This is a genomic window from Legionella sp. km772 (assembly GCF_003989735.1).
Lineage (GTDB): Bacteria > Pseudomonadota > Gammaproteobacteria > Legionellales > Legionellaceae > Legionella.
This window is the reverse complement of sequence record NZ_RZGQ01000281.1, coordinates 1-2353: the sequence shown is the minus strand read 5'-3', so window position 1 is coordinate 2353 and position 2353 is coordinate 1. Positions and strand designations below refer to the sequence as shown.

Here is a 2353-nt window from a genome sequence, read left to right as displayed (position 1 = left end):
TTGATTTTTTTGATGCAGTGTAATAATTTCGCTTTTTGGTCATTCTATTCCCCTCTTATATTAGAAGAATAGCTCTTAAAAATACCTTTTTTTCGTCTAAAAATCCGCGCCTATATCAATGGCCATTGTTAGGCATATTGCTTTGAACCTTCTTCAATTAACTAAAAATCAGATGAAAAGGCAATCTATTAAGCGGCTCAGAAAAAATGCTGGATGGGATGATTCTATTTTAACCACTATCTTATCTCAAAATTTTTCATGAGGTGACCCTGTATATTTCCCCTAAATAGAATGATACCGAAATATTAGCTAGAAAAATTTTATAAATTTCTAATACTTAATAAGAATTATCCTATACTAAAAATAAAGCATTGAAACGGAGTCTTCGATGATTAATAAAAAAACCTATTTGCAGATTATACTTACTGCAATTCTTCCCATCCAAATGGCTTTTGCAGAGTGTGATTTAAGTACCTTTCGCTGGGATTGCGATATTCCCGTGCAAGTAAAGCCCAAGCCAGGCGCACACTCTTTAGTCTATTGTGGCAGCTCCTATGGGTATATAAGCCTACAACAGTATGAGGTTTTAGCTCGCTATCAACGCGCTAGTGTGAATATGGTTTTAGACATTAATGGCGAATATATCGATAGCCCCTGTGAAGGTGCGCAACGTTTTAACTAGCTTTTTAAGAAAGAGTATCGTTATAATTGTAAAAAAAATACTCTCTTCTTAATATGATTATTGAAATAAATGGCATTGCCATAGAAGTCATAAAAAAGCCTATTAAAAATATGCACTTACGTATCTATCCCCCTGATGGTCGGGTAAGAGTCAGTGCACCCTTGCATTTTAAAGAAAAGACGATTTTTGCTTTTTTGCAGCAACAAAGCTTGTGGATTGATGCCCAATTAAAACGAATTAAAGCACGTAATCCAACTAAAGAAGTACAACTTGAAACCGGGAGCACCATTTTATTTAAAGGGGAAACTTATACCTTCATTCTACAAAGGCATCATGGCCCCGCTCATATAGAATGTCGTGAGGCGTTTATTTATTGCTATGCCCCCCACACCGCCACCGCGTTGCAAATAACTAATTTATTGGAACGCTGGTATAAAAATGAAATGCAAATGCTTCTTCCACCTTTAATAAAACATTGGGAATCCATTATCAATGTCCAGGTCGCAGAATGGGGAATCAAAAAAATGAAAACTAGATGGGGCTCCTGCAATACGCGAGCCCAACGAATCTGGTTAAATTTAAATTTAATAAAAAAACCCCTTCTTTGCTTAGAATACGTTCTAGTACACGAATTAATCCACCTATTGGAAGCAAGCCATAACCAGCGCTTTTATCGGTTAATGGAGCAGTTTATGCCGCAATGGCGGGAATACGATTATTTACTCGAAGGGAAAAGAACACGCAAATAAAGGGATTATCAGTTTAGTTTTAGCCCAATTTTACTTGTTTACTATGATTTTAATGCTTGCAAGAAATACCGCATCACGTACAATTTCTAAACTTCATTGCTTTATTGAGTACTCTTTTGTTTACAAATGATTTAGTTGAAAATTTATGTACGCAGGGATATCACCTTATCGATAATTTTTTGCCCGATACCGATGCTGAACAATTACGCGCTATCGCCCAAACCCTCCACCAACAAGGCTCCTTTCAACACGCTAAAATTGGTAGGGCCATTAAAACTCAACATAATATCAGCATCCGCACGGATGAGATCTGTTGGCTTGATCAATACGAAGAGCAACAGAGTATAAAACATTTTTTAGAGCGAATGGATAAAATGCGCCATTTTTTAAATCACGCTTTATATCTAAGCTTGCATGAATTTGAAACCCATTTTGCTATCTATCAACCCGGTTCTTTTTACAAAAAACATGTCGATCAATTCCAAAGCACCAAAAATAGAAAAATATCTTGTGTCTATTATCTGAATGAACAGTGGCAACCCTCCTTTGGGGGTAAGCTAAACCTCTACTCACCACAAGATGAGCTACTTTCCGAGGTTATTCCTTTGGGAAATCGCCTCATTTGCTTTAATAGCGAATTGCCCCATGAAGTAGAACTAACCCACTGTACTCGCTACAGTATCGCCGGCTGGATGAAAACGCGGACTCCCTCAACCCTCCCCCTTTAGTATATGATTTTTCATACTAATGAGCACATAGACTAGGATAAGCTATACTTTTTTAAACAAAGGCCGTTTAAAATTTAATAACTCATGTTACGCACATAAACTTGTAGTTTGACTAAAAAGCATTAGAATTCCGCCCTTAATTTTAGGGAGGGAATTAAATGGATATGCTTGATCTTTATAGTGATTATTTGATT

General features: G+C 36.6%; 3 protein-coding genes. All 3 read left to right on the top strand.

Annotated elements, in window-relative coordinates:
• Window positions 1-388 precede the first annotated feature (388 nt).
• The 3 genes from ELY15_RS15200 to ELY15_RS15190 all read left to right on the top strand — a co-directional run bounded on the left by ELY15_RS15200 (window position 389) and on the right by ELY15_RS15190 (window position 2159).
• Complete coding sequence (locus ELY15_RS15200) at window positions 389-682, top strand: hypothetical protein (RefSeq protein WP_199744235.1); 294 nt, start codon at window positions 389-391, stop codon at window positions 680-682.
• Window positions 683-735: 53 nt separating this feature from the next.
• Window positions 736-1431 (top strand): M48 family metallopeptidase, encoded by a 696-nt coding sequence (locus ELY15_RS15195; protein WP_127101513.1) that lies wholly within the window; start codon window positions 736-738, stop codon window positions 1429-1431.
• Between the two features lie 116 nt (window positions 1432-1547).
• Window positions 1548-2159: a 2OG-Fe(II) oxygenase gene (locus tag ELY15_RS15190; protein ID WP_127101511.1), complete on the top strand. Its 612-nt coding sequence runs from the start codon at window positions 1548-1550 to the stop codon at window positions 2157-2159.
• The last annotated feature ends 194 nt before the right edge of the window (window positions 2160-2353 follow it).

Excerpts from the sequence above, each read along its gene's own strand:
- ELY15_RS15195 (WP_127101513.1), top strand. The coding sequence starts at position 736 with ATGATTATTGAAATAAATGGCATTGCCATAGAAGTCATAAAAAAGCCT.
- ELY15_RS15200 (WP_199744235.1), top strand. The coding sequence starts at position 389 with ATGATTAATAAAAAAACCTATTTGCAGATTATACTTACTGCAATTCTT.